This is a genomic window from Vogesella sp. XCS3 (assembly GCF_020616155.1).
Lineage (GTDB): Bacteria > Pseudomonadota > Gammaproteobacteria > Burkholderiales > Chromobacteriaceae > Vogesella.
This window is the reverse complement of sequence record NZ_CP085530.1, coordinates 2,157,851-2,179,298: the sequence shown is the minus strand read 5'-3', so window position 1 is coordinate 2,179,298 and position 21,448 is coordinate 2,157,851. Positions and strand designations below refer to the sequence as shown.

The following is a 21,448-nucleotide window of genomic DNA, read 5'->3' as shown; positions in this document are numbered from 1 at the left end:
GCAGCGCAGCCAGCATGGGGCGGTTGCCAGCTGGTGGCGGCTTGCCATCCGGGTCAGCTGTCGGGGCGTTGCCGGTATAGTAGCCCCGGTACAACCCTGATCATGCCGTTTTCGAATGGCACTTCTCCTTCATTGCCGACCAGCTCCCAGGTGGTGTCCTGTGCTTGCAGGATGCGGTAGACCGGGGTGCCGGCCTGGTACCACAGCAGTTGCTCACCCTGAAAGTAATCCAGCGGTAGCAGCGGGCGCTCGTCTTGTACAAACATGGCAAGGGTCTCGGGTGCCTGCGCGGCGATCTGCTCGCGGTCGGCCAGCCAGATGCCTACCATCATCACCAGAAAAGACAGCGCCAGCAGTGGCCAGGCGCCGCCCATGGCAAATACCACGGTCAGCACACTGCTGCCGCTCAGGAAGAATTGGCTGTTCATGTCGAGAGTCCGCGGCGCACCTCGCCAGAGGTGCCGGTTTGCCATGTCATGCAGCGCAGGGGCACGCTGCATGGCCCGGTGGGGCTGTCCGTCTGGCAAACACGAGGCGGCTTGCGTGGCCATGCTGGCCATAGGCGGGCGGCTGCGTTAGAAGCTTAGTGGCTTTCTGACATGATTTCTGCGTGAAATCGTTTGCCAGGCCATGTGTTTGGCGTGAATTGTGGTTTGCGTGCGCATGAAAAAAGCCAGCCTTTTGGCTGGCTTTCGCATGGCAAAGTATCAGGCTTCGGCCTTACCTTCCGGCGGGGCGATCTGCTCGGCGTGGCCGCATTCTTTCTGCGGGCACACTTTCTCGGTGCCACGACGCTTGGTGGTTTTCAGCGTCAGGATAGGCCAGTTGCATTTCGGGCAGGGCTCGGCAATCGGCGGGTTCCAGGTGGCGTACTTGCACTTGGGGTAGGTGTTGCAGCTGTAGAACAGCTTGCCGTAGCGGCTCTTGCGTTCGATCAGGCTGCCGGCTTTGCATTCCGGGCACTGCACGCCGGTGTCGCGCGGTTTTTCCAGCGGCTCGATGTGCTTGCACTTCGGGTAGTTGGCGCAGCCGATGAATTTGCCGAAGCGCCCTTTTTTGATATGCAGCTCGCCACCGCATTCCGGGCAGGTGCGGTCTTCAATGACGGTGGGTGCTTCTGCTTCGGCCGCGGCTTGCTCGGCAGTTTCACCTACGTTGCGGGTGTAGTCGCAGTCGGGGTAGCCGGTGCAGGCAATGAAGCGGCCGCGTTTGCCGAACTTGATCGACAGCGGCTTGCTGCATTTCGGGCAGGCTTCGTCCAGGCTTTCGGTGGTGACTTCTGCGCGCGAAATGCCTTCTTTTTCGGTGATCTGCTTGGAAAAGCCTTTCCAGAAGCTGTCCATCACCGGTACCCACTGGCGGCTGCCGCTGGCAATTTCATCCAGCTGGTTTTCCAGCTTGGCGGTGAAGTTATAGTCCACGTACTGGGCAAAGTGCTCGGTCAGGAACTTGTTGACGATGTCGCCGGTATCGGTAGGGAAGAAGCGCTTTTTGTCGATAATGACGTATTCGCGGTCTTTCAGCGTGGAGATGATGCTGGCGTAGGTAGACGGGCGGCCGATGCCGAACTCTTCCAGCGCTTTTACCAAGCTGGCTTCCGAGAAGCGTGGCGGTGGCTGGGTAAAGTGCTGGTCGCCATACAGCTTGTCTACCGGCAGGGTTTCGCCCTCGGTCAGCAGCGGCAGCTTGGCGTTTTCTTCGTCTTCGGCGTCGTCTACGTCTTCTTCGTACACGGACAGGAAGCCGGCAAACACCTGCACCTGGCCGCTGGCGCGGAAGATGCCGTCGCCTACGGCAATATCGATACTGGTGGTGTCAAAGCGTGCCGGGGCCATCTGGCAGGCCAGTGTGCGCTTCCATACCATGTCGTACAGCTTGAACTGGTCGGTAGTCAGGAACGGCTTCACCGATTCCGGCGTGCGCAGGATGGACGTCGGGCGGATGGCCTCGTGCGCTTCCTGGGCATTCTTGGACTTGTTCTTGTAGCTGACGGCGTTTTTGGGCAGGTGCTCCGCGTCAAAACGCTCGGCAATATAGCCACGGATTTCTTCTACAGCTTCATTGGCCAGCGCCACCGAGTCGGTACGCATGTAGGTAATCAGGCCCACGGTACCCTGGCCGATATCGATACCTTCGTACAGCTGTTGCGCGGTACGCATGGTGCGGTCGGTGGTCATGCCCAGCTTGCGCACGGCCTCCTGCTGCAGGGTAGACGTGGTAAACGGCGCGGCGGGGCTGCGCGATTTCTTTTTCTTTTCGATGCTGGTGACGTTGGCCGCATGGCCGGCCAGCAGGCCCAGGATGCGGCTTTGTTCCGCTTCGTTGGGTACGTCGAACTGTTCCAGCTTTTTGCCGGCAAACTGCGTGAGTTTGGCGCTGAATTTGGTACGGCTCTTGTGGCTGTCCAGGTGGACTGTCCAGTACTCCTGCTCCACAAAGGCCTTGATCTCGTTTTCGCGTTCGCAGATCAGGCGCAGCGCCGGGCTTTGTACGCGGCCAGCCGACAGGCCGCGGCGGATTTTCTTCCACAGCAGCGGCGACAGGTTGAAGCCTACGAGGTAGTCCAGCGCGCGGCGGGCCTGCTGGGCGTCTACCAGATCCTGCGCAATCGCGCGCGGATTGGCGATGGCTTCCAGCACGGCGTTTTTGGTGATTTCGTGGAACACCACGCGCTGGGCGGTTTTATCCTTCAACAGCTTTTTCTTGTTGAGGATTTCCACCAGGTGCCAGGAAATGGCTTCGCCTTCGCGGTCCGGATCCGTTGCCAGGTAGACGTGGTCTACCTTGTTCACGGCTTCGACGATGGCGTCCACGTGTTTGCTGTTGCGCGCAATCAGCTGGTACTTCATGGCGAAGTCTTTTTCCGGGTCCACAGCACCGTTTTTCGGCACCAGGTCGCGCACGTGGCCATAGGAAGCCAGGACTTCAAAGTCCGGGCCCAGATATTTTTTCAGCGTTTTCGCCTTGGAGGGCGATTCGACGATCAGGAGACTGGAGGGCATGTCTGCTTTGTTTTCAGTAGCACGCCATGGGGCGCGACATATTGTGTATTCATCAAACAAAACAAGAGCGCAAGGTTTTGCGCTCTTGTCGAATCCTGACACTGCGGCCAACCTTGATGGCGCGCAGTGCGTGCTTATTGCATGGTGGGTTCGCCGTGCAGGGCGCTGAGCAGGTCTTCGCCTACCAGCACCGGCAGTTCTGCGCGTTGTGCCCACAGTACCATCAGCGCGGCCAGCTTGGCTGTTGGCAGGGTAATTTCGTCGTCCGGCATCACCAGCAGGCGGTCGATCAGCATCTCGCGCTGGGCCGGTGACAGGGCGCCGTTGTGTTCCAGGAAAACAATCAGGCCGCGTACATCGCTGGGCAGGCGCGAGATTTCATAGTCATGAAAAATACGCATGCCACTGCCGTCATTGGCACCCAGATAGGCACCTTCATTGAGCTCGTTCAGGCCGTCAAGCCAGTCCAGGGCATCGCTGATTTCTTCATTTTCGAAACCGGCTGCGGCTAGCTGGCGCCCCAGATCATCACGGGCAGGGCAATGATCGGGGTCATTGAATTCTTCTAGCAAAAAGGCGAGAACGTCAAACATCTATAGGAATCAGTCACTTGTATGGGTTGGCTAGTGGGCGTCGGCACGGCGCTGGTAGCGCCCGCCTTGCATGCTGTCGACATGGCCCAGTAGTTCGAGCTCAAGAAGCATCGCGTAAACGTCCCCTGCCGTCAACCCGAGCCGGCTAGCCAGAGTGTCGGCGTCTACCGGGTCGTAGCCCATGGCATGCAGAATATCGCTGCCTTGGGTGGTGCCTTGTTCTGCCTCGGCCGTGGTGTCGGGTGGTGGCAGCGACGGTTTGCCGATTTCGTCCAGAACGTCGTCTACCGTTTCTACCAGCCGTGCGCCGTCCTTGATCAGGCGGTGGCAGCCGCGTGCTTGCGGGTTCAGGATGGAGCCCGGTATGGCCATCACTTCACGCCCGGCTTCCAGCGACAGGCGGGCGGTAATCAGCGAGCCACTTTGTAGTGTGGCTTCTACCACCAAACAACCACGGCACAGGCCGGCAATGATGCGGTTACGGCGTGGAAAGTGTTGCGCCAGCGGGCCCATACCCAGTGCGAACTCGGACAAGATCAGGCCTTGCTCGGCGATCTGGTGCGCCAGCTTGCGGTTGCTGGCCGGGTAAACGCGGTCTATGCCGGTGCCGATGATGGCGATGGTGCCTCCACCGGCCGCCAGCGCGCCTTCGTGGGCGGCCGCGTCGATGCCACCGGCCAGGCCGCTGACGATGGTGTAGCCCTGTGCGGCCAACCTTTTGGCAAAGGTGCGTGCGTTATCTTCGCCCTGCGGGGTGGCATTGCGGCTGCCGACGATGGCCAGCATGGGCGTGGCGAGCAGTGCACGTTGGCCGCGGGCAAACAGCAGTGGCGGGGCGGCGCCGGCTTCGGCCAGCTGGCAGGGGTAGTCGGCGTCGTTCAGGGTGAGCAGGCTGCAGCCGGGCTGCTGTGCCCAGGCCAGGGCATCGGCAGCGCTCTGGCGGGCGATGTCGCCGCCCAGCGCGTCCAGTGCATCGCCTTCCAGCAGGCCTGCCAGCTGGCTGCGACTGGCAGCCAGTGCGGCGGTGGCGCTGCCAAAGCGCTGCAGTAGCTGCAAAAAGCGCTGCGGGCCGATGCCGGGGGATAGCGCCAGCGTGGCCCAGTCTTGCAAGTTATAGCTCATTCCGGCTGCGCGATGCGGTCGCCTACGATCACCGGCTGGCTGGCATCCACAACCAGCGCGTACGAGGCTTTGTTGAAGACGCGGTAAACGATCAGGCGGCCAACTTGCTGGGTAGGCAGTACCGCGTGCTGCTTGGGCGCAATCTGCACGGTGCGTGGTGCGCGGTAGATGCCGAATACGTGGCCGATTTCCACCCCGTCGCGCAGGCCGCGGTTGATCATTACATTGTAATTCTGGCCGATTTCGTTCACGCCGTTGTAGGCGCTCACCACACGGCCTTCCAGCGTGGCCGGGGCCTGGTGCGGGGCGTACTGCATCACGGTGAACTGGCTGGTTTTCATCAGGCGGTCACCTACCAGTACTTCTTCGGCCACTTTGCCTACTTTCAGCGTGCTGATGGTGTCCAGCTTGCTGACCGTGAGCTCGCCACCGTAGGTGACTTCGTGGCCCAGCACTTCTTTGGTGTCCGGGTCGGTAATGGTGCGGCCCAGCCGGTAGGCTTGCCACGTACCGCCAGCATCCAGACCCTGGCCGTAGGCCACATCGGTGGTGGACAGGATCACCCGGTTGTCCTGGCCGGCAATGATGCGCGGTGCACTGTCATAGCTGGACAAGTCGTCCAGCAGCAGCGGGCGCTTCAGGAAGGGCTCGATCATTTTGGCCGGGATCGTGCTGATTGCCGCGTCCAGCTGCTCGGTGCGGATCTGGGGCGATAGCTTGACTACCCGGCTGCCTTCGCGGCGCAGAACCGGTTCGCCGTCTATCATGTCCAATACCAGCGTCTCGCCGGGGTAGATCAGATGCGGGTTCTTGATCTCCTCGCGGTTCAGGCGCCAGAGCTGTGGCCACTTCCACGGGGACTTCAGGTATCTGGCCGAAATGTCCCACAAGGTATCGCCTTTTTTGACCACATAGCGTTGCGGTGCGTCCTCACGCAGTGCCAGTGTGTCGGCGCTGGCCGGAGCGGACAGGCCAAGGGCGAGGAGTAGCGATATAATAGGTTTAAACATCAGAAAGTGACCCCATTTGACCGGCACTTGAGAAAAAGGCTAACCGGATGCTGGCAACATTATCGTTCCCGCTGCCGCCATCCTACAACTGGAAATCTGCTTGAATCATGGCACTGCTTAATATCCTGCACTACCCCGACCCGCGCCTGCACAAGGTAGCCGCCCCGGTCACTACCTTCGACGCGGCGCTGCAAAAGCAGGTCGATGATATGTTTGAAACCATGCACGAGGCCAAAGGTATCGGTTTGGCTGCCACGCAAGTGAACTATCACTACCGCCTGCTGGTGATCGACGTGTCGGAAGACAAAACCGAACCGCTGGTGGTGATCAACCCCGAGTTCCTGCAAAAAGACGGCGAAACCGTGTACGAAGAAGGTTGCCTGTCGGTGCCGGGCGTATACGACAAGGTAACCCGTGCCGAACGCGTGACACTGCGGGCGCAAAACGCCAAGGGCGAGTTTTTCGAGCTGGAAGCCGACGGCCTGCTGGCTATCTGCCTGCAGCACGAGGTAGACCATCTGGACGGTAAAGTATTCGTGGAATACCTGTCCGAGATGAAGCAAAACCGCATCAAGACCCGCATGAAAAAGCGCGAGAAGCAGAATATGTAAGCGCCAGCGACCCGCTGCCCTGTTGGCGGGGGGGCGTACCGTTTTGCGCTACAAACCCTGCTGCTACCGCACGCAGGGTTTGTCCTTGATAGACGGGGCACGCCAGCGTGCCCCTTCGTTATTTTCAGCCACGGCCCAGGCCACGCTGTCAGGAAGATTCCCGATGAAACTGATTTTTGCCGGCACCCCGGTATTTGCTGCCCAGGCGCTGCAGGCGCTGATCGACGCTGGCCACGAGATTCCGCTGGTACTGACCCAGCCGGACCGCCCGGCCGGTCGCGGCATGAAGCTCAAGCCCAGCCCGGTGAAAGAGCTGGCGTTGCAGCATGGCCTGCGCGTAGAGCAGCCGTTGACGCTGAAAACGCCCGAGGCGCAGGCGCTGGTGGCCGAGGTGGGCGCCGAGGTGATGGTGGTGGCAGCTTACGGCCTGCTGCTGCCCAAGGCGGTGCTGGACATGCCGGCGCGCGGCTGCCTCAACATCCACGCCTCGCTGCTGCCGCGCTGGCGCGGTGCGGCGCCTATCCAGCGCGCCATCCTGGCGGACGACGCAGAAACCGGCATCACCATCATGCAGATGGACGTGGGGCTGGATACCGGTGACATGCTGTCGGTGCACCCGCTGCCCATCAGCGCCGACGATACCGCGGCCAGCCTGCACGATAAGTTGGCCGCATTGGGCGCCGAGGCCATTGTGGCCACGCTGGCGGCACTCGATGTCTGCCCGGCAGTCAAACAGCCGGAAGATGGCGTGACCTACGCTGCCAAGCTCAGCAAAGAAGAAGCGCGCGTCGACTGGCAGCTGCCGGCGGCCGATATCGCCCGCGCCATCCGCGCCTATAACCCGGCACCGGGTGCGCACACGCTACTGGCGGGCGAGGCGCTGAAGCTGTGGCACGCGCACGCTATCGACGGCCAGGCGCCGGCAGGGCAGGTGGTTCGTGCCGACGCCGATGGTGTCGTGGTCGGCAGTGGTAGCGGGCTTGTTGTATTGACGCAACTGCAAGCCGCCGGTGGCAAAAGGTTGGCTGCACGCGACTTCATCGCAGGCCGCCCGGTGCTGGCCGGTACCGTACTGGGGGCTTGAGCTGACGCGCAGACGTCCCCATAGTCTGTAACAGACCCGAGAAAGGAGTACGCCATGGGTGGTTTCAACTGGTTCAAGACCACGATGCTGATGGCCGCCATCATGGCGCTGTTCGTGGTGATGGGCGGCATGATGGGCGGCAAGGCCGGCATGCTGATCGCGTTGTTGCTGGGTGGCGCCATGAATGTGTACGCCTACTGGAACTCCGACCAGATGGTGTTGCGTATGTACAACGCTCAGGAAGTGGATGCGCAATCCGCCCCTGAACTGTACGGCATGGTGGCCGAGCTGGCGCAGCGCGCCAATATGCCCATGCCGCGCGTGTACGTGATTCACGAAGAGCAGCCCAACGCCTTTGCTACCGGCCGCAACCCCGAGCACGCCGCCGTGGCCGCCACTATCGGCATCATGCGCATGCTGGACTACCGTGAGCTGCGCGGCGTGATGGCGCACGAGCTAGCCCACGTGAAGCACCGCGACACGCTGATTTCTACCGTCAGCGCCACCATGGCGGGTGCCATTTCTGCCCTGGCCAACTTTGCCATGTTCTTTGGTGGCCGCGACGAAGATGGCCGCCCGGTGAACCCGATTGCCGCCATCGCGGTGGCTATCCTGGCGCCGGTGGCAGCCAGCCTGATCCAGATGGCGATTTCCCGTGCGCGCGAGTTTGAAGCCGACCGTGGCGGCGCCGAAATCAGTGGCGACCCGCTTGCGTTGGCCGCCGCGCTGCAGAAGATCGAGTACTACGCGCAGTACCGCACCATGCCTGCTGCCGAGGCTCACCCGGAAACGGCGCAAATGATGATTATCAACCCGCTATCCGGCGGCGGTGGCATCAGCAGCCTGTTCCGTACCCACCCGCACACCGAAGAACGTATCGCCCGTCTGCAGGAGATCGCCCGCGGCGGCGCGTGAAACGGTATCATTCGGCCTTAAATTTGATTTGCGGCCACCGCCCTAGCTGGGCGGTGGCCGGTTTTATTGGAAAGACCCAAACAGCATGCATCGTATTCAGGAACTGGCCGCGGGTTTGATCGCGCGTGTCGAAGAAGGCCGTACCCTCACCGAAGCACTGGCGGCCGCCCAGCGCAGTACCGAGCTCAGCGCTGGCGAGCGCGGTGCGCTGCAGGACATCGGCTACGGCACCCTGCGCCACCTGGGGCAGCTGCGCTTTATCTTGCGCGAGCTGGTACCCAAGCGCCTGCCTTCCGACGACATCGAACGCCTGCTGCTGGTGGCGCTCTACCAGCTGGCACACACCCGTGCTGCGCCGTATGCCGTAGTCGATCAGGCGGTGCGTTGCGCCGAAGACATCGCTATGGGCCGCCTGAAAGGCCTGGTCAACGGCACGCTGCGCAACTTCCTGCGCAATAAAGACAATTTGCTGGCCGACGCCGGCCGCGATAACGAAGCGCGTTACAACCACCCGCGCTGGTGGGTACAGCGCCTGCGTGCCGCTTACCCTACGCAGTGGGCTTCGGTGCTGGAAATGTCCAACCGCCGCCCGCCCATGACCCTGCGCGTGAATGCCGGCAAGCTCAGCGCCGAAGACTACGTGGCGCAGTTGGCCGCAAAAGACATCAAGGCCCGCATCATCAAGGGCCAGGCCGTGCAGCTGGACGCACCGTGCAATGTGCGTGATCTGCCAGGCTTCGCCGAAGGCGTGGTGTCGGTACAGGACTTCGGCGCGCAAAAAGCGGCGCTGCTGCTGGACGTTACCGAGGGTATGCGTGTGCTGGATGCCTGCGCGGCACCCGGCGGCAAGACCGGCCATATTCTGGAGCTGGCCCAGGTCAAACTGCTGGCGCTGGATGTAGACGCCGAACGCCTGCAGCGCGTAGAGGACAATCTGCAGCGTCTGGGCCTGTCCGCCACGCTGAAAGCGGCCGATGCGGCCAAACCGGAAACCTGGTGGGACGGCCAGCCGTTTGACCGCATTCTGGCCGACGTACCTTGCTCGGCCAGCGGGGTAGTGCGCCGCCATCCGGATATCAAGTGGCTGCGCCGCCCGGACGATTTTGCCGCACTAGGCAAGCAGCAGGCCGCCATGGTGGATGCGCTGTGGCCAACGTTGGCCGCAGGCGGCAAGCTGCTGTACGCCACGTGTTCCATCATGCCCGAGGAAAACCGCCAGCAAGTCGACGCTTTCCTCAAGCGCCATGGCGATGCGAAACTGTTGAAAGACGAACAATTGCTGCCTACCTCGGAACATGACGGCTTCTACTACGCCCTGCTGGTTAAAAAGGTTTAGCCTCGCGCTAGGCTTTTTGCTGTGCCTGCTGTCTGCGCTGCCTGCGCAGGCGGCAGAGGACATCGTGGCGCGCCGTCTGTCTGCCCGTATCGAAGAGGGCGCCCTGGAGATTTCCACCCGCTACCAGACCACCCTGCCGGCACCGTTGCAAGACGCGCTGCAGCAGGGTGTGCCCCTTACCTTCCAGCTGACCTTCGAGCTGACGCGACCACGCTCATCTGCCTGGTGGCAGCAACTCAAAACCCTGTTTGAACCCACGGCTACGCTGAGCTTCAAGCTGGTGTACTACCGGCTGACCAATCGCTACCGCGTGGCCATTGGTGGCCTGGCGACCAATTACGGCTCCTTGAATGAAGCCCTGTCTGCCGTGGGAAGCATTGCTGGCTGGCGCGTGATGGATGTGTCTGCCTGGGATAGCGACAGCCAGCACAGTTTGCGCGGCAGGGTGCGCCTGGAGCTGGACATCAGCCAGCTACCGCGGCCGTTCCAGCTTAACGCGCTGGGCTCGCGCGACTGGAAGCTGGAGTCTGACTGGATAACGGTAGCCCCCGAGGTAAATAACTGATGCGTTACCCGGTGATTGCGGCGGCACTGGGTGTCGTCATGCTCTACCTGCTGGCCATTTCCACCGGCAATACGTCCAAGCTGGCCGAGTACTACTGGTGGGTGTTCGGCCTGAACGTGCTGGGCCTGGCTGGCTTGATGGGGGTGGTTATCCGCCAGCTGTTGCGTCTGCGCCGCCGTGTGAAAAGCCGTGAATTCGGCGCCAAGCTCACACAGAAAATGGTGGTGATGTTTGCCGTGGTGGCGCTGCTGCCGGGCATGCTGGTGTTTACCGTATCGGCGCAGTTCCTGACGCGAAGTATCGAAAGCTGGTTCAACGTACAAGTAGAAAGTGCGCTGGATCGCGGCCTGGAGCTGGGCAAGAACGCGCTGGGCTACGTGCTGACCGATGTGTCGCGTAAAGCCCGCGTGATTGCACTGGATGTGGCCGACCAGAGCGAACGCGAGCTCAATAGCCGGCTTTCCCGCCTGCGGGAACAGCTGGGGGTGGAGGAGGTGGCGGTCTATACCCGCCAGGGCCAGCTGGTGAGCTTTGCCGGCCCGGACGATACCCGTTACCTGCCGCGCGCGCCCGACTACGAGCTGCTGCGCTCCCTGCAAGGCCGCAAGACCCATGAGAGCATCGACAATGACGCACGCAGCGGCCTGCTGCTGAAAGTGCTCATGCCTTATCGCAGCTTCATCTCCGGCGAGCAGCTGATCCTGCAGGTCATCCAGCCGGCCCCGGCCGATATCGCCCGCGATGCCGAGCTGATCGAAGAGGCGCGCACCGATTACCGCCAGCTGGTGCTGGCGCGGGATGGCCTCAAGACGTTTTACATGCTGACGCTGGCGCTGGTGTTCCTGCTGGCGCTCACTGCCGCCCTGGCGTTTGCGCTGTTTATTTCCGAGCGGTTATCGGCCCCGCTGTCCGAGCTGGCCGCCGGCACCCGTGCCGTGGCGCAGGGCGATTACTCCAAGCGCCACCCGGTATACCGCAAGGACGAGCTGGGCATTCTCACCACCATGTTCAACCGCATGACCCAGCAGCTGGACGAGGCCAGGCATACCGCCGATGAAAGCCGTCGCCTGCTGGAATCCAGCAAGTTGTATCTGGAAAGTATTCTGGCCAACCTGTCTGCCGGGGTGATGGCTTTTGATAGCAGCTGGAACCTGCGAGCGGCCAACACCAGTGCCGGGCGCATCCTGGGGGTGGACTTTGCCGAGCTGGCCGCACACGAAATACAGGTATGGCCGGCACTACGGCCGGAGCTGTCACCGCTGGTAGATACCATCCTGCGCGAGGCCGCCAATGCCAGCCCGCACGACTGGCAACAGCAAGTGGATTACCTGGGTTCGCAGGGCAGCCGCCAGCTGGTGGCGCGGGGGGCGGTATTGCCAGAGCAGTCCGCTACCGGCTATGTTGTGGTGTTTGACGATATTACCGAGCTGGCGCGCGCCCAACGCGACGCCGCCTGGGGTGAGGTGGCCAAACGGCTGGCGCATGAGATTCGCAACCCGCTCACGCCGATACAGCTGTCTGCCGAGCGCCTGGCCATGAAGCTGGCCGACAAGCTCGAAGGCAGCGACGCCGATATGCTGCGGCGTGCCACCGATACCATCGTCAAACAGGTAACGGCCTTGAAAGGCATGGTGGATGCATTCCGGGATTACGCACGCGCCCCCAGGACAAAACTGGTGCCGCTGGACCTGAATGAGCTGGTACGAGAGGTATTGATCCTCTACGAAAGCAACCCTGCCCTGAGAGTGGATTTGAGTCCGGAACCCTTGCCGTTTATGGGTGATGCGGCACTTTTGCGCCAGGTTTTGCATAACCTGCTGCAGAATGCGCAAGATGCAGTCCTTGACGCTAGCATCCCGATGATTCAAATTAGCAGCCGACTAGAAGGAAGGAACGCGCTCGTCTGTGTACAGGACAACGGCGCCGGGTTCAGTGCAGACATTCTGCCACGTGCCTTTGAGCCTTACGTAACCAGTAAGGCGAAAGGGACCGGCCTGGGCCTTGCTGTGGTGAAAAAAATAGTGGAGGAACACCACGGCCAGATTTATCTGGCCAATGCAGACAGTGGCGGTGCGCGGATCCATCTCACCCTGCCATTGCTGGAGGCTTAATGCGAAGCAGCGATATTCTGATTGTTGATGACGAGATCGGTATCCGGGAGTTGCTCTCGGAAATCCTGCAGGACGAAGGTTTTACCGTCGCCCTGGCAGAAAATGCCGAAGTTGCCCGCCAATTGCGGAACCAGACACGCCCGGCCTTAGTGCTGCTGGATATCTGGATGCCCGATTGTGATGGCGTTACCTTGCTAAAGGAGTGGGCCAAATCCGGGCAGCTCAATATGCCGGTGGTGATGATGTCTGGCCATGCCAGTATCGACACGGCGGTTGAAGCCACCCGTATCGGCGCTTTCGATTTCCTCGAAAAGCCGATTGCATTACAGAAACTGCTGACTACGGTGCAGCGTGCGCTGAAATATGGCGACATGCAGGCGAATACCTCGCTGAACCTGGACAAGCTGGGCAAGAGCGCGCCTATTCACGAACTGAAGCGCCAACTGGAGCGTGTTTCCAAGGTGAAGTCGCCGGTGTTGCTGACCGGTGAGGCAGGGGTAGGTTTCGAGCTGGTGGCCCGGTTTTTCCACCACGGCAATACCCCGTGGGTAACGCCAGCCAAGCTGGAACAGCTGGCCGATGCCCCGCTGGAACTGCTGCAAAAAGCCAATAACGGCGTGTTGTTCCTGCCGGAGATCGGTCAGTACAATCGTCGTACGCAGCAAGGCTTGCTGTTCTTGCTATCCAAACTGGACCGCTTCAACGTGCGCCTGGTGTGTTCCTGCAGCCGGCCCTTGCAAGAGCTGCTGGTAGACCCGGAGTGCGATAACCGCATGCTCACCGCGCTGTCCAGCGTGATTGTGCCGATTCCGCCGCTGCGCGAGCACGCGGAAGACATCACCTTCATTGCCGAGCAGATCCTGCACGAGCTGATCGAGTCCAAGCAGATGCCCACGCGCCGCCTGACCACGGCGGCACTGAATGCCATGCGCCAGTATGAGTGGCCGGGCAACCTGGAGCAGCTGCGCAGCATCATCAAGAGCCTGGGCCTGACCGCCGAGTCGGATGATATCGATGCGGCCGAAGTCAACAAGGTGCTGGCGCAGTTCCGCCACGAGAAACCGGTGGAAGAAACCGGCTTCGACTTCAGCCTGCCGCTACGCGAGTTGCGCGAACAGCTGGAGCGCCGTTACTTCGAGTACCACATCGTGCTGGAAAACGGAAATATGAGCCGCGTAGCGCAGAAAGTGGGCCTGGAACGAACCCACCTGTACCGCAAGCTCAAGCAGCTGGGTGTGAAATTTAGCCGCAAGGTGGCGGAAGAGTAAGCCTGCCTTTTTACTGCTCCTGCGGGGGCTACCCGACGGCCGCGCAAGCGGCCGTTTTACATCATGACAAAAGAACTGAACGACAGCGCCTTGCTGCGCTACAGCCGGCATATCCTGTTGCCCGAGATTGATATCGAAGGCCAGCAGCGCCTGTTGGCCGCACGTGTTCTGGTGGTGGGCGCCGGTGGCCTGGGCGCGCCGGCCTTGCTGTATCTTGCCAGCGCCGGGGTGGGCCAGCTCACGCTGGTAGACGACGACACGGTAGAGTTGACCAATCTGCAGCGCCAGGTGATTCACGACATGCAGACATTGGGTCAGCCCAAGGTTGCGTCGGCCGCGGCGCGACTGGCAGCCATCAACCCCGACGTACAGCTGCGCTTGCTGAACGAACGCCTGGCCGGTGAAAGGTTGGCCGCAGAGGTGGCCGCACACGACCTGGTGCTGGATTGCAGCGACAACTTTGCCACCCGCCATGCCATCAACCGTGCCTGCGTGGCCGCCCGTGTGCCGCTGGTATCGGGTGCCGCGGTGCGTTTCAGTGGTCAGCTGGCGGTATACGACGTACGCGACGCAGCCTCGCCGTGTTATCACTGCCTGTTTCCGGAGGAAGGCGAGGCCAGCGACGGGCCGTGTGCCACCTTTGGCGTGCTGGCACCGCTGGTGGGCGTGATCGGCAGCCTGCAGGCGGTAGAGGCGGTGAAGCTGCTGGCTGGCCGCCGCCCGGCGCTGGGGCAGCTGACCCTGTACGAGGCGCTGGAGGGGAGCTTTCGCCAGCTGAAGGTGCCGCGCGACCCGGATTGCCCGGTTTGCGGCCAACGTTAGGCTGTGCCAATAAAAAAACCGCTTCCCTTGGGAGGCGGTTTTTTACTGCGGCGGCGGATCAGGCTTTCAGTTGCTGCTCGATCAATTGGTGCAGTTCATTGAAGTCCGGTTCGCCCACGTAGCGCTTCACGATATTGCCCTGTTTGTCGATGAGGATGCTGGTGGGGGTCAGCTGGATTTCGCCGTAGGCTTTGGCAATGCTGCCATCCTTGTCCTGTGTGACAAAGAAAGGCAGCTTTTTATCATTCACGTAGGCCTGTACATAGTTCAGCGGGTCGTAGCTCATGGCCACGGCCACCATCTCGTAGCCCTGCTTGGCGTATTTCTGGTGGGTTTCCACCATTTTGGGCATTTCTGCCATGCAGCCGCTGCAGCTGGTCGCCCAGAAATTCACTAGTACCACCTTGCCTTTCAGGCTGTCGGTGCTGGCCTGCTGGCCGGACAGGCTGGTATAGCTTACTGCCGGGGCGGCGTCGGTAAACGCGCAGCCGCTAAGCGTGGTGGCGGCGCCTAGCGCCAGGATCATCAGGGTGTGCTTGAGCTTCATCGTACTAAATCCGTCAGGTAAGGCCGCTTTACAGCGGCCTGGCAGGTCAGGCTTGGTGTTGCAGGCCTTCCAGAAGTTCCCGCATTTTGCCTTCAATTGGTACCGCTTTGTTTTGCCGGCCATCAAACGCGACAAACGTCACGTCGGCTTCGGCCACCACCTTGTCGCTACCATCCAGGGTAACGCGCTGGTGGATGACCGCGCTGCGGTTGCCGACCGACTTCACCGACGTGGCGATGGCCAGCTCGTCGTTCATGGTGGCGGGGTGACGGTAATCGATATTGATGTTCACCACAATCAGGGCAATACCGGATGCCAGAAAAGCTGGCAAGTCGGCGCGTTCTTCAAAGTAGGTCCAGCGGGCTTCTTCCAGAAACTCCAGATAGCGCGCGTTGTTCACGTGCTGGTACAGGTCCAGATGGTAGCCGCGTACCTTGATCTTGGTGATGTGTTGCATGTTTCCCCTCGTGTGGAAAGGTTGGCCGCAGCGAGCGCCGCGGCAGGGTGCCAGCCTGTTTTAGTTTTGATCCAGGTCCAGCGGTATGAAGGCTTCGCGCTCCAGCGGCTGCTCTACCAGGTCGGTCAGCACGGAGTGGATTTCCACGTCGAACCACTCGGTAAACAGCACAGGGGTCAGCTCGGGCCAGAATGACTCGTCGTCGCACCAGTCGGCCAGCTCGGCACTAAACAGCGAGTGGTAATGCTGGCGGACAAAATCTTCGGCACTGTCGTAGTCGTCGGCAGCCGGAATCAGCAGTGCGTTGCAGTCGCCGCGCAGTTGCACCAGTTCCAGCTGCTCGTCCAGGCCGCCTGGCAGGCTCTTGAGCCAGTCCAGAAAGGGCTGGCGCGGTTTGAGGATGGCGATGCTGCGGTTGACTTCGTACATGGTGTGTCCTTTTGCGGGTAAGGGCGATTAGCTGCCGTCTAGCCGGTGTGCCGTGGTAAATGACCATTTTCGCACGACTTCCAGCGATGAGTACTCTTGCGCAAGTCGCGCGGGGAACGGCGGGTAGGGCGCGCCAAGGCGAACGATATCGATGGCGGCCTGGTCCAGTAGCGGGCTGCCGGAGCTGCGGGCAATGCGGACATTCATCAGCTCGCCGGTATCACGCAGGGTCACGACCAGCTCCAGGCTGCCGTACAGGCCGCGTGCGCGCGCCTCGGCCGGGTAGTGGCGGTTGCCGATGCGCTCGACACGCCGGCGCCAGTCTTCTACGTAGGCTGCCCAGCTTACGCCAACCGCAGCGGCGCCCAGGCGCGCTTGCTGGCGGTTGTCGCGCACCGGTGTCGCGCTGTCTTGCTGGCTATCGGGGGCTGTGTTGGCCGCGCGCAGGCTGGCTTGCGGAGTGGTGCGTGCCGGGGCGGCGGGGGGGCTGTTGTCGCCAGACGGGTTGGCGCTGCCTTGGCTGTCATGCTGTGCCAGCACGTCTGCGCGGGCGGGCTTGGCAGAAGGCGGGGTTTTCAGCACGGTAACCTGCAGCGTGCTGTGTGGCCACACGGGGGGCGTAATGGGGGGAATCAGCCCGCCGGCGCTGGCGAGCAAAAGCAGATGTAAGGCTAGCGATATCAGTATCGCTACCTTGAACAAAGACCCGTCTACCGCAGCGGGGACGGGTTTGAATAAGCGAGGTGCGGGCATGGCGGACTCCTGTGCGGAGTGTAGCATGCCCGCTACCTGCTTAGCCTTCGAGCAGGCTGCGCAGCATCCAGGCGGTTTTTTCGTGTACCTGCAGGCGCTGGGTCAGCAGGTCGGCGGTAGGCTCGTCTGCGGCAGCGTCGGCCAGAGGGAATAGCGAGCGCGCGGTGCGACAGACGGTTTCGTGTGCCTGTACCAGTTCGCGAATCATGTCTTGTGCCTTGGGTACGCCCTGGCTTTCGCTGATCGATGTCAGGCGGGCGTAATCGCCATAGCTGCCGGGGGCGATGTGGCCCAGGGCACGGATGCGCTCGGCAACCTGGTCTACTGCCAGTGCCAGCTCGTTGTACTGGGTTTCAAACATCAGGTGCAGGGTCTGGAACATGGGGCCGGTCACGTTCCAGTGGAAAAAGTGGGTCTTCAGGTACAGGGTGTAGCTGTCGGCCAGTAGGCGTGACAGGCCTTCTGCAATGCGTGCGCGGTCTTGTTCGGAAATGCCGATATCCATGGTGATACTCCCGTGAAACGTGATGACGATACGTTTTACAATGCTTCCTTTTGCAAAGAAGCCCGATGAAACCCTGGTTAACCATTCAGCCCGAAGGCATACGCCTTACCTTGCACGTACAGCCCGGTGCACGCAAGAGCGAGATTGCCGGCGAGCATGGCGAAGCGCTGAAGATCAGGTTGGCCGCACCGCCGGTAGAAGGCAAGGCCAATGCCGAACTGGTGCGCTGGCTGGCAGGCTATCTGGGCCTGCCACGCAAGTCGGTGGTGCTGCTCAGTGGCGAGCGCAACCGGCACAAGATCGTGGCCATTGCAGGGCTGGATGCCGCGGCCGCGCTGGCGCTGTTACTGCCGGAGGCCTAGTGCAGGCGGCGATCGTTCGGCGTATGGCGATCTACGTGTTCGTATTCGCCTTCGATAATGTCACCGTTGGCCGCATTATCCTGGCCATGTTGCTGGGCGCCGGGTTGGCGGAAGGCCTGGCTCATATCGATATTGGCAAGTTTGGGGCCTTTCCACGGCAGCATCAGCAGCAGGGCCAGCACATCGCTTACCAGGCCGGGGATGGCCAGCAGTAGGCCTGCCAGCATCACGCGCAGCGGCCACAGCAGCGAAAATAGCGAGACCTTGCCTTCGCGCAGGGTGCCTGCCAGGGTGAGCAGCCCACCCAGCTTGCTGTTGCGCATCAGGGCGCTACCCAGCAAGAAGGTGACAATGACCCAGGCTAGCGTCCAGCCGCCGCCGATATGGTCGGCCAGGCTGAAGAGCGAGTACATTTCCAGAAACGGGTACAACAATAAAAGTATCAGTAATCCACGCATGAAACGGATATCCGCATGAAGGTGTTAATCGTAGTGTGCAATGTGCCGGATGAAGCGCTTGCGCAGCATATGGCAGCGGTGCTGGTGGGCGAGGGCTTGGCCGCGTGTGTCAATATCTTGCCGGCCTGCCAGTCGGTCTATCGCTGGGAGGGGCGTATTGAAACCGCCAGTGAAATCCCGTTGCTGATCAAGACCACTGCAAACCAATATGAGGGGTTGCAGGCCAGAATCCAAGCACTTCACCCCTATGATGTACCAGAAATTATTGCCGTGGCAGCAGAATGCGGTTTGCCAGCGTATCTGGGCTGGGTAGGGGCAAGTGTTGCAGGGGCATGATTTCGGCATTCCTGCTGGGTAAAGGTTCCGGATTTGGCGGTTTTCAGGTTTTTTTACGGAAACTGCTTGACGTACCAGCCTTCGATAGGTATAGTCGCTTTCTCTCAAGGACGGGTCGTTAGCTCAGCTGGTAGAGCAGCGGACTTTTAATCCGTTGGTCGCAGGTTCGAATCCCGCACGGCCTACCACTCCGAGAGAAAATGTATGATGGGTCGTTAGCTCAGCTGGTAGAGCAGCGGACTTTTAATCCGTTGGTCGCAGGTTCGAATCCCGCACGGCCTACCATCATACCGCCACACGGCGGGTCGTTAGCTCAGCTGGTAGAGCAGCGGACTTTTAATCCGTTGGTCGCAGGTTCGAATCCCGCACGGCCTACCAAGAAATTCAGAAAAGCCCAGTCTTCGGACTGGGCTTTTTGCGTTTTCCGCCTGCCGCCAGGGTTGGCCGCAGGCGTGTGCTTTACGCGTAGTCGTACTGGCCGCCTGCCAGCAGCGCTTCCTGATAAGCAGGGCGCGCATGGATGCGTTGTAAAAAATCCTGGATGTGCGGCAGTGCCTTGCACAGGGGCACGCGGCTGTTGGCTGCCTCCAGTACAAAGCTCATCTGGATGTCGGCGGCGCTGAAACTGTCCCCGGCAAACCAGCCGCTGCCGGCCAGATGGTTGTCGATATAGCGTAGGTGCATGTCCAGCTGCGGGTCGATATAGCCTTTTCGCACGCCTTTCTCGATCATGCGTGCCAGGGGGCGCAGCAGCGCCGGCATCGGGGGCTTGCTGATGCGGCTGAACACCAGGCTCATCAGCAACGGTGGCATGGCCGAGCCTTCGGCATAGTGCAGCCAGTAGGTGTAGTCGCGTGCCGCCTGGCTGCCAGCGGCGGGTTTCAGGCGGTGCGTCGTGTCGTACGTATCGACGAGGTATTCCACGATGGCGCCGGACTCGGCCACCACAATGTCGCCATCGCTGACGACGGGCGACTTGCCCAGCGGGTGGATGGCCTTGAGCGCGGCGGGGGCCAGCAGTGTGGCCGGGTCGCGTTGATAGGTGGTGATGTGGTAGGGCAGCGCCAGCTCTTCCATCAGCCACAATATGCGCTGCGAGCGCGAGTTATTCAGGTGGTGCAGAGTGAGCATGGTGGTCCTCGTGGTGGGTAGGGGGGGCTACAGTAGCTGCGCCAGCTCGGTTTCGTTATACACCGTTATGCCATGTTGTTGCAGTAGCGCGGCGCACACGCCGGCGCCCTCCTGCAGCTGGCCGTCGAATTGCCCGCTGTAAATCTGCCGGTTGCCACACGACGGGCTGTTGGCTTTCAGCAATGCCAGCGTACAGCCGTGCTGCTGCGCCAGCGCCAGAGCCAGTTGTGCACCGTGCACAAAGGCCGCGCTTACGTCGTCACCGCTGGCCGTGCGTACCGTTGCCTGGCCGGCCAGCACGTGGCTACCATGGCCACCGTGTATTTCGGCTGCCGGTCTTGGCGTAGGCAAGCCACCCGCGCATTCCGGACAGAAAGGCAGCAGTGTGTAGTGTGCGGCCAACTGCTGTTGCCAGCTCGCCGCCATACCTTTGCTGGCGCCGTCGTAGCGTACCGGCTGGCCCAGCAGGCAGGCACTGATCAACAGGGCAGGTTTAGTCATGGTGTGGTACCGCTTGTAGCACGCGAGCCAGGGTGGCAACGCCGTGCTCGATGGCCTGGTGGTCGACGCCGGCATAGCCCAGCACCAGCCCGTTTTGTGTTGGTGTGCCCAGATAGTGGCGAGCCAGCGGGCGTAGCCACACTTGCTCTTTGGCGGCGGCTTGGCTGATGGCGTGCTCGTTTAGGCTGGCGGGCAGGCTGGCTACCAGGTGCATGCCGGCGTGGCCGGGCGAGAGTAGCAGGTTCTCAGCGCTACTGTTGGCCAGTGCCTGACGCAGCTGGTGCTGGCGCTCTCGGTATAGCTCGCGCATGCGCCGCACGTGGCGGGCAAAGTGGCCCGCGGTAATAAACTCTGCCAGCGCGGCCTGTACCGCGTAGCTGCCCTCGCGGTATAGCCGGGCATTGGCCGCGCGAAACGGGTCGATCAGGCTATCCGGGACGACCAGGTAACCCAGGCGCAGGCCGGGGTACATCACCTTGCTCATGGTGCCCATGTAGATCACGCGTTCGTCTTGCGCCAGCCCCTGCAGCGCAGGCAAGGGTTGCGAGCTGTAGCGGAATTCGCTGTCGTAGTCGTCTTCCAGTATCCAGGCACCACTGCGTGCGGCATGGGCTAGCAAGGCCAGCCGGCGCGGCAGGCTCATTACCACGCCCAGCGGGTACTGGTGCGATGGTGTGGTGTAGATCAGCCGTGGCGGGCGCGTGTCGGTGACGGCGGCGGGATTCAGCCCCTCGTTATCCACCGGTACCGGCACCAGCTGCAGGCCGGCCCCGCGCAGCGCGGCATGGGCGCCGACATAACCGGGGTCTTCCAGCCAGGCCACATCACCGGGGTCGGCCAGCAGGCGTGCGGCCAACTCCATGGCCTGTTGTGTGCCCTGGGTTATCAGCACCTGCTCCGGCCTGCAGCGCACGCCACGCGATAGCTGCACGTATTCGGCCAGCGCTTCGCGCAGCTGCGGCAGGCCGCCGTCGGCGGTATAGCCCAGCATGGCCGGGCTGGCCTGGCGCTGGTGTCGCGCCAGTAATCCTTGCCAGCAGGCATGCGGAAACAGCGGGATTTCCGGTACGCCTGGGGCAAACGCACCGTACAGCCCGGTGGGCAGCCCCACACTGTCGAACAGCATCTGACCGCGTTGTGACAGGCCCAGCGGTTGAGCGCGCCGGGTGATGGGCTCCGGCTGGCCTGCAAACAGGCCGGACACGAAGGTGCCGGCGCCGTGGCGGCTATGCAGGTAGCCTTCAGCCTGCAGCTGCTCGTAGGCTTCCAGCACTGTGTTGCGGCCCAAGCCCAGGCTGTGCGCCAGGTCGCGGCTGGCCGGCAGCCGGGTGTCGCCGGCCAGTTGGCCGCTGCGGATGCGCTCGCGCAGCAGGCGCATCAGCTGGCGCGCCAGGCCCTCTCGGCTATCGCGCTGCAGGTCGGTGGCTAGCGCGTCGATGATCCATTGTTCCAGCAAAGTGGCTCCCTCCTGTCGGGAAAAACTGGCCCTTACGAGGGGCCGCACTGCTGTTTTACCATGCTTGCATCAAC

At 61.8% G+C, this 21,448-nt stretch carries 24 protein-coding genes and 3 tRNA genes; 13 read left to right on the top strand and 14 right to left on the bottom strand.

What is annotated here, in order from left to right; all coding sequences use genetic code 11:
- Nucleotides 1-53 precede the first annotated feature (53 nt).
- From LCH97_RS10345 to LCH97_RS10325, 5 genes are all read right to left on the bottom strand, one after another.
- Nucleotides 54-428, bottom strand: a complete 375-nt coding sequence (locus LCH97_RS10345) for a hypothetical protein (RefSeq protein WP_227301646.1) — start codon at nt 426-428, stop codon at nt 54-56.
- A 279-nt stretch (nt 429-707) separates the two neighbouring features.
- Complete coding sequence (gene topA, locus LCH97_RS10340) at nt 708-3,002, bottom strand: type I DNA topoisomerase (RefSeq protein WP_227301645.1); 2,295 nt, start codon at nt 3,000-3,002, stop codon at nt 708-710.
- A gap of 134 nt (nt 3,003-3,136) precedes the next feature.
- Nucleotides 3,137-3,595, bottom strand: a complete 459-nt coding sequence (locus LCH97_RS10335; protein WP_227301644.1) for a DUF494 family protein — start codon at nt 3,593-3,595, stop codon at nt 3,137-3,139.
- A gap of 30 nt (nt 3,596-3,625) precedes the next feature.
- Nucleotides 3,626-4,717: a DNA-processing protein DprA gene (gene dprA / locus LCH97_RS10330; protein WP_227301643.1), complete on the bottom strand. Its 1,092-nt coding sequence runs from the start codon at nt 4,715-4,717 to the stop codon at nt 3,626-3,628.
- The gene (locus LCH97_RS10325; protein WP_227301642.1) at nt 4,714-5,727 is read right to left on the bottom strand and encodes a LysM peptidoglycan-binding domain-containing protein; all 1,014 of its coding nucleotides are present in this window, start codon (nt 5,725-5,727) and stop codon (nt 4,714-4,716) included. Before LCH97_RS10325 ends, dprA begins: the two co-directional genes overlap by 4 nt.
- Before the next feature lie 107 nt (nt 5,728-5,834).
- Between LCH97_RS10325 and def the strand changes: the two genes are divergently transcribed.
- The 8 genes from def to LCH97_RS10285 all read left to right on the top strand — a co-directional run bounded on the left by def (nt 5,835) and on the right by LCH97_RS10285 (nt 14,439).
- Nucleotides 5,835-6,338 (top strand): peptide deformylase, encoded by a 504-nt coding sequence (gene def, locus LCH97_RS10320; protein ID WP_227301641.1) that lies wholly within the window; start codon nt 5,835-5,837, stop codon nt 6,336-6,338.
- Nucleotides 6,339-6,501: 163 nt separating this feature from the next.
- Complete coding sequence (gene fmt, locus LCH97_RS10315; RefSeq protein WP_227301640.1) at nt 6,502-7,422, top strand: methionyl-tRNA formyltransferase; 921 nt, start codon at nt 6,502-6,504, stop codon at nt 7,420-7,422.
- Nucleotides 7,423-7,476: 54 nt separating this feature from the next.
- Nucleotides 7,477-8,337, top strand: a complete 861-nt coding sequence (gene htpX, locus LCH97_RS10310) for a zinc metalloprotease HtpX (protein WP_227301639.1) — start codon at nt 7,477-7,479, stop codon at nt 8,335-8,337.
- Between the two features lie 85 nt (nt 8,338-8,422).
- Nucleotides 8,423-9,673: a 16S rRNA (cytosine(967)-C(5))-methyltransferase RsmB gene (rsmB, locus tag LCH97_RS10305; protein ID WP_227301638.1), complete on the top strand. Its 1,251-nt coding sequence runs from the start codon at nt 8,423-8,425 to the stop codon at nt 9,671-9,673.
- A gap of 16 nt (nt 9,674-9,689) precedes the next feature.
- Nucleotides 9,690-10,238: a DUF4390 domain-containing protein gene (locus tag LCH97_RS10300; RefSeq protein WP_227301637.1), complete on the top strand. Its 549-nt coding sequence runs from the start codon at nt 9,690-9,692 to the stop codon at nt 10,236-10,238.
- The gene (locus LCH97_RS10295; protein ID WP_227301636.1) at nt 10,238-12,349 is read left to right on the top strand and encodes an ATP-binding protein; all 2,112 of its coding nucleotides are present in this window, start codon (nt 10,238-10,240) and stop codon (nt 12,347-12,349) included. Before LCH97_RS10300 ends, LCH97_RS10295 begins: the two co-directional genes overlap by 1 nt.
- Complete coding sequence (locus tag LCH97_RS10290; RefSeq protein ID WP_017507290.1) at nt 12,349-13,617, top strand: sigma-54 dependent transcriptional regulator; 1,269 nt, start codon at nt 12,349-12,351, stop codon at nt 13,615-13,617. The genes LCH97_RS10295 and LCH97_RS10290 overlap by 1 nt, the downstream gene beginning before the upstream one ends.
- Before the next feature lie 63 nt (nt 13,618-13,680).
- Nucleotides 13,681-14,439, top strand: a complete 759-nt coding sequence (locus tag LCH97_RS10285; protein WP_227301635.1) for a molybdopterin-synthase adenylyltransferase MoeB — start codon at nt 13,681-13,683, stop codon at nt 14,437-14,439.
- 58 nt (nt 14,440-14,497) lie between these two features.
- On the opposite strand, the gene LCH97_RS10280 is transcribed toward LCH97_RS10285, so the two are convergent.
- From LCH97_RS10280 to LCH97_RS10260, 5 genes are read right to left on the bottom strand one after another with little or no spacing between them, the layout of a single operon-like run.
- Complete coding sequence (locus tag LCH97_RS10280) at nt 14,498-14,986, bottom strand: TlpA disulfide reductase family protein (protein WP_227301634.1); 489 nt, start codon at nt 14,984-14,986, stop codon at nt 14,498-14,500.
- 46 nt (nt 14,987-15,032) lie between these two features.
- A complete protein-coding gene (locus tag LCH97_RS10275; RefSeq protein ID WP_017507287.1) occupies nt 15,033-15,443 on the bottom strand; it encodes a thioesterase family protein in 411 nt (136 codons plus the stop codon).
- Between the two features lie 60 nt (nt 15,444-15,503).
- Complete coding sequence (locus LCH97_RS10270; RefSeq protein WP_227301633.1) at nt 15,504-15,872, bottom strand: VacJ; 369 nt, start codon at nt 15,870-15,872, stop codon at nt 15,504-15,506.
- A gap of 27 nt (nt 15,873-15,899) precedes the next feature.
- Nucleotides 15,900-16,625 carry an energy transducer TonB gene (locus LCH97_RS10265; RefSeq protein ID WP_227301632.1) on the bottom strand — a complete coding sequence of 242 codons (726 nt, stop codon included), beginning with the start codon at nt 16,623-16,625 and terminating at the stop codon, nt 15,900-15,902.
- A 40-nt stretch (nt 16,626-16,665) separates the two neighbouring features.
- Nucleotides 16,666-17,130 carry a Dps family protein gene (locus LCH97_RS10260; protein WP_227301631.1) on the bottom strand — a complete coding sequence of 155 codons (465 nt, stop codon included), beginning with the start codon at nt 17,128-17,130 and terminating at the stop codon, nt 16,666-16,668.
- 65 nt (nt 17,131-17,195) lie between these two features.
- Here LCH97_RS10260 and LCH97_RS10255 point away from each other — a divergent pair, with 65 nt between their 5' ends.
- A complete protein-coding gene (locus tag LCH97_RS10255) occupies nt 17,196-17,492 on the top strand; it encodes a DUF167 domain-containing protein (protein ID WP_227301630.1) in 297 nt (98 codons plus the stop codon).
- Here the strand turns inward: LCH97_RS10255 and LCH97_RS10250 are convergent.
- Entirely contained in the window at nt 17,489-17,950 is a 462-nt protein-coding gene (locus LCH97_RS10250; RefSeq protein WP_227301629.1) for an FxsA family protein, read from the bottom strand. The two genes, LCH97_RS10255 and LCH97_RS10250, sit on opposite strands and share 4 nt — an antisense overlap.
- Nucleotides 17,951-17,965: 15 nt before the next feature.
- Between LCH97_RS10250 and cutA the strand changes: the two genes are divergently transcribed.
- The 4 genes from cutA (at nt 17,966) to LCH97_RS10230 (ending at nt 18,664) form a co-directional block, all read left to right on the top strand.
- On the top strand, nt 17,966-18,286 hold the full coding sequence (cutA, locus tag LCH97_RS10245; RefSeq protein ID WP_227301628.1) for a divalent-cation tolerance protein CutA: 321 nt from the start codon (nt 17,966-17,968) through the stop codon (nt 18,284-18,286).
- A 112-nt stretch (nt 18,287-18,398) separates the two neighbouring features.
- Nucleotides 18,399-18,474: transfer RNA gene (locus tag LCH97_RS10240), tRNA-Lys, on the top strand.
- A 21-nt stretch (nt 18,475-18,495) separates the two neighbouring features.
- Nucleotides 18,496-18,571: transfer RNA gene (locus LCH97_RS10235), tRNA-Lys, on the top strand.
- Between the two features lie 17 nt (nt 18,572-18,588).
- Nucleotides 18,589-18,664, top strand: a tRNA-Lys gene (locus tag LCH97_RS10230).
- 81 nt (nt 18,665-18,745) lie between these two features.
- Here the strand turns inward: LCH97_RS10230 and LCH97_RS10225 are convergent.
- The 3 genes from LCH97_RS10225 to LCH97_RS10215 are packed head-to-tail and all read right to left on the bottom strand — an operon-like array spanning nt 18,746 to nt 21,374.
- The gene (locus tag LCH97_RS10225) at nt 18,746-19,417 is read right to left on the bottom strand and encodes a glutathione S-transferase (protein WP_227301627.1); all 672 of its coding nucleotides are present in this window, start codon (nt 19,415-19,417) and stop codon (nt 18,746-18,748) included.
- A gap of 27 nt (nt 19,418-19,444) precedes the next feature.
- Nucleotides 19,445-19,918: a DUF523 domain-containing protein gene (locus LCH97_RS10220; protein WP_227301626.1), complete on the bottom strand. Its 474-nt coding sequence runs from the start codon at nt 19,916-19,918 to the stop codon at nt 19,445-19,447.
- Nucleotides 19,911-21,374 (bottom strand): PLP-dependent aminotransferase family protein, encoded by a 1,464-nt coding sequence (locus LCH97_RS10215; RefSeq protein ID WP_227301625.1) that lies wholly within the window; start codon nt 21,372-21,374, stop codon nt 19,911-19,913. The genes LCH97_RS10220 and LCH97_RS10215 overlap by 8 nt, the downstream gene beginning before the upstream one ends.
- Nucleotides 21,375-21,448 lie beyond the last annotated feature (74 nt).